5 protein-coding genes are annotated in these 4,611 nt (G+C 71.3%); 2 read left to right on the forward strand and 3 right to left on the reverse strand.

Translation table 11 applies throughout. The annotated features are described in order from the left end of the window. From AB0305_RS22680 to mca, 3 genes are all read right to left on the reverse strand, one after another. A partial coding sequence (locus AB0305_RS22680) for a DUF255 domain-containing protein (RefSeq protein WP_366174129.1) occupies positions 1–1,892 on the reverse strand: 1,892 nt, incomplete at its 3' end. Positions 1,893–1,932: 40 nt separating this feature from the next. After that, a complete protein-coding gene (locus AB0305_RS22685; RefSeq protein ID WP_364136829.1) occupies positions 1,933–2,274 on the reverse strand; it encodes a hypothetical protein in 342 nt (113 codons plus the stop codon). Between the two features lie 78 nt (positions 2,275–2,352). Continuing rightward, positions 2,353–3,258 (reverse strand): mycothiol conjugate amidase Mca, encoded by a 906-nt coding sequence (gene mca / locus AB0305_RS22690; protein WP_364136827.1) that lies wholly within the window; start codon positions 3,256–3,258, stop codon positions 2,353–2,355. Positions 3,259–3,338: 80 nt separating this feature from the next. Here mca and AB0305_RS22695 point away from each other — a divergent pair, with 80 nt between their 5' ends. Beyond that, a complete protein-coding gene (locus AB0305_RS22695; protein ID WP_364136825.1) occupies positions 3,339–3,842 on the forward strand; it encodes a DUF4307 domain-containing protein in 504 nt (167 codons plus the stop codon). Between the two features lie 225 nt (positions 3,843–4,067). Further along, positions 4,068–4,562, forward strand: coding sequence for a transcription elongation factor GreA (greA, locus tag AB0305_RS22700; protein WP_290258557.1), 495 nt, complete (start codon positions 4,068–4,070; stop codon positions 4,560–4,562). Positions 4,563–4,611: the final 49 nt, after the last annotated feature.

Consider the following 4,611-nt stretch of genomic DNA (forward strand, 5'->3'; position numbering starts at 1 on the left):
CCGGCGACGGCGGCCTGGGCGGCGGCGAGCAGGCCGCCGGCGGCCCGGGGCGCCTGCCGGGCCAGCGGGGGCAGGAGGGCCAGGATTTGTTCGGCGAGGCTGCGGTGCCCGGTGGAGCCGGTGAGGGCGGCGTAGCTGAGCAGCGCACCGGCGAAAGCCGCCGCGCCGCTGGGGGTGGCGTCGTCGAACGGGTCAGCCCCGGCGCCGCCACCCTGGGCGTTGCCTACCTGGGCGGATTCCCCGGCGGCGTCGCGCAGGGTTCCGCCGGCGGCAAAGCGTTCGCAGGCGGCCAAGAGGATCCCCTCGGCCAGGGCGTACCAGCGGGTCTGTCCCGTTGCGGCGTAGAGCGCGAAGAGGCCCTCGCTGCAGAACGCGTAGTCCTCCAGCAGGCCGCCAATGCCGCGGGCCCGCTCGTCGTGAGAGACCCGGACCAGCAACCCCGGCTCGCCGTCCGTCCCCGGCGTCCAGTGCACCCGTTCCAGATACTCCGCGATCCGCTCGCCGGCGGCCAGGAGCTCTGCCCGGTTCAGTTCGGTTCCCAGTTCGGTTCCGTCCAGCACGGCGGCGGCGTCGGCAAGGGCGCCGAGGGCCAGGCCGTTCCAGCCGGCCACCACCTTCTCGTCCCGGGCCGGCTGCGGCCGCGCCGATCGTGCCGCACGCAGCGCCGGGCGCACCCGCTGCCAGAGCCGGCGGTCCTCCACGGTGAGGCCGGCAGCGGCGGCGCCGCCGGGGTGCAGCGGAACCCCGGACGGGCCGACGTGCATGAGCCGGGCGACGGCGGCCCCGTCGTCCCGGCCCAGGACATCGGCGAGTTCCGCGGCGGTCCAAAGGTAGGTTGCGCCCTCTTGATGGACGTCGTCCACCACAGTGTCCGCGTCCAGGGACGAGGCGAGGGCCGCCAGTTCGCCGGCGGAGTCGGTCAGGCCCAGGGCCGCCAGCATCCAGTCCGCGGTTCCGGCCGCGGTCTCCGCGGCCTCCGCGGCGGGGTACTCGTCGGAGCCGCCCAACCGGACCCAGTGCGCGCAGGCCCGCAGCAGCAGGGCATTGTCGTAGAGCATCTTCTCGAAGTGCGGGAGGGACCAGTCCCGGGTGACCGAATACCGGGCGAACCCTCCGTCGAGCTGGTCGTAGAGCGCGGAGCGGGCCATGGCGGCCAGGGTGCGGCCGGCGATCCCGCGGGCCGTTTCTGCTGTCGCGGACGGGACCGCGGCGTGCCGGATCAGGAACTCCAGGACGGCCGACGGCGGGAATTTGGGGGCGGCGCCGAAGCCACCCCCGGCGTCCTCGGCCGCCGCCAGCGCGCGGACAGCGTCGGCGAGCACCTCCGGGTCCGGGGTGCCCGGCCCGGCATCTGCCGCGTCGCTGCCACTGCCGGGGGGCTGCAGGCGCACGGCGGAGCGGGCGTGCAGGTCCGCCAGCCCGCGGGCCAGCGCCGCGGCGTTGGCTTCCACGGCCTCCCGGCGCTCCGCCCAGGCCACGTGCACCGCTTCCAGCACCTGGCGGAAGGAGGGCCGGCCCGGCATCGGCCGGGGCGGGAAGTAGGTTCCGGCGTGGAAGGCCCGGCCGTCGGGGAGCAGGAACACGGACATCGGCCAGCCGCCCTCGCCGGTGAGCGCCTGGGTGGCGGCCATGTAGGTGGCGTCGACGTCGGGGCGTTCCTCCCGGTCCACCTTGACGGAGACGAAGTGCTCGTTCAGGTACCGGGCGGTCTCCGGGTCCTCGAAGGACTCCCCGGCCATGACGTGGCACCAGTGGCAGGCCGCGTAGCCGATGGAGAGGAAGACCGGCACGTCCCGGTCCGCGGCGGCGGCGAAGGCCGCGTCGCCGAAGGGTTGCCAGTGCACCGGGTTGCCGGAGTGCTGGCGCAGGTAGGCGGAGGGCTCGCCGGCCATGGCGTTGCCCGTCACCGGTGGCTCCCCCGCCGAGGGGGTGTCAGCGGCTTCCGGGTCCCGCGTCACCGTTGGCCTCCGGGCGGGCCGGTCCGGATCCGTCCCTGCCGCCGTCGAGGGTCCCGGCGCCGGGAGTAACGTCGGCTCCCGTGTCAGCTCCGCCCTCGGCCGCGGCGCGTTCTTCCTCCACCTGGGCCCGGTAGCGGACCCGCCGGATCCGGCGCACCATGTCCACGATCAGCAGGGCGCTGAGGATGACGATGAAGGCGGTGAGCACGAATCCCAGCAGGCCCGGGCTGACCTGGTCCTGGTCGAGCCCGGGGCGCAGTGACGGCGTCGGGGAAGGCGCCGGGGCGGTGGCCAGGGCAATGAACAAGGAGTGCACGGGTAAACCTTCTGTGAGGAACTGGGGGTCAGGGCTCCGACGCCGCTTTTCTACGCGGCATAGAAGTCTCTGCTGGGTCTATCTTAGCCCGGCGAAGAAGTCCGTTTCCGGCAGTTCGGCGGGGACCCGGGAGGTGATCAGCGAGTAGTCCTCCCACGGCCAGGTCTGCCGCTGCATCGCCGGGGAGACGGCGAAGAAGAACCCTTCCGGGTCGATCTGCGTCCGGTGCGCGCGCAGGGCGTTGTCCCGGGCTTCGAAGTAGTCCCCGCACTGGATCTGGGTGGTGGTTTCGTGGGTGGGCGCCGGCGGGGTGTGGCCCTCGGCGTCGGCCTCAAGCCAGGCGGCGATCCGCTCGGCGTACGGCGACTGCAGGCCGGCCTCCTCCAGGGCGTAGTGCAGGGCTTTGAACCGTTCCGGGCTGAAGGCACGGTCGTAGTAGAGCTTGCTGGGGGTCCAGGCCTCCCCGGTGCCCGGGTAGCGGTCCGGGTTGCCCGCGGCCTCGAAGGCCTCGACGGCGACGCGGTGGGCCATGATGTGGTCCGGGTGCGGGTAGCCGCCGTTCTCGTCGTAGCTGAGGATCACGTGCGGCTTGAAGGACCGGACCAAGCGGACCAACGGCGCGGCGGCGCGCTCCAGCGGCAGCGTCGCGAAGGATCCGGCCGGCAGCGGCGGCAGCGGGTCGCCCTCGGGCAGGCCGGAGTCCACGAAGCCCAGCCAGCGCTGCCGGATGCCCAGCACCTTGGCCGCGTTAGCCATCTCCAGCCGGCGGGCGCCGGCCATGTCCCGCTTGGGGTGCGGCGCGGACTCCATCTGCGGGTTCTGGATGTCGCCGCGGGAGCCATCGGTGCAAGTGGCCACCAGGACGTCGACGCCGGCCGCGGCGTACATGGCCATGGTCGCCGCGCCCTTGCTGGATTCGTCGTCGGGGTGGGCGTGGACGGCGAGGAGCCGAAGCGGGGCGGACGGGCTGGGGGACGCTGTCATCGTCGGACGGCTCCTCTTTCTTCTCTGGGTGGTTCGAGCCGGGTGATTTCGGGCTGACCGATCCACACTAAACTGGACTGGTGACTTCCGAGGAGCAGCCTGCAGCACCCGCGCCGGCACCCACCAGCCTAGCCAATCGCTACGGCGGTCAAAAGCGCGCCATGGGCGGCAGCTTCGGCAAGGCCGGAAGCACCGCCGGGACCACCGACGGACGCAAGCGCAGGCGCAACCTCCTGATCGCGGCCCTGGCCGTCGCGGTGGCCTTCCTCGCCTGGGTGGCAACCTCCGCAGCCACCGGGTCCGTCAGCTTCAAGGACATCGGCTACAGCACCCCGGACGCCACCCTCGCCCAGCTGGACTTCCAGGTCACGAAGAACCCGGACAGCACCGCCGCCTGCGCCGTGAAGGCCCTTGATTCGAAGTTCGCGGTGGTCGGCTGGAAGGTCGTCACCATCGGCCCGAACGACGCCTCGGCCGGGACCGACGGCGGCCACACCACCGCCCAGCGCGTGACGCTGCGGACCGAATCTCAGGCGGTCTCCGCCGTCGTCGACAACTGCTGGCTGCCTCCCGCCAACAAGTAACGACCGCCCCACGCGTGTGACGCAACGCGTAACACGGTGTGACCTGCGCCGCTCAGGTTCTTTGGTTTATCCACAGCATTGACTACAATGGACCAATACCTTAACCCCGCTGAGCTGGTTGCTGAGTTCCATAAGTGGCCACCGTGGCGGGGTCTTTGCTTGTTTGACCAGTTCGTTTGACCCGTTTTGTTTGACCAGCTTGTTTATCCACCAAAGGAGAAGTCCGTGTCGACCACCAACAGCGCAACTGCAGCTTGGCTTACCCAGGAAGCTTTTGACCGCCTGAAGGCAGAGCTGGACCACCTCTCCGGCGCCGGCCGGGCGGAAATCGTTCAGAAGATCGAAGCCGCCCGCCAGGAGGGCGACCTCAAGGAGAACGGTGGATACCACGCCGCCAAGGAGGAGCAGGGCAAGATCGAGGCCCGCATCCGCCAGCTGACCGTCCTGCTGCGCGACGCCCACGTGGGCGAGGCTCCCGCCGACGACGGAATCGTCGAACCGGGCATGATCGTCGTCGCGAAGATCGCTGGCGACGAGGAAACCTTCCTGCTGGGCTCCCGCGAGATCGCCGGCGACTCGGACCTGGATGTCTTCAGCGAGAAGTCCCCGCTGGGCTCGGCCATCGTCGGCCACAAGGAGGGCGACAAGCTCAGTTACACCGCCCCGAACGGCAAGGACATCACCGTGGAGATCCTCTCCGCGAAGCCGTACGTCGGCTAGCCACCAACAGACGACGCCGGCCCGCCCCTCCTGGGGCGGGCCGGCGTCG

The organism is Arthrobacter sp. NPDC080086 (assembly GCF_040702285.1).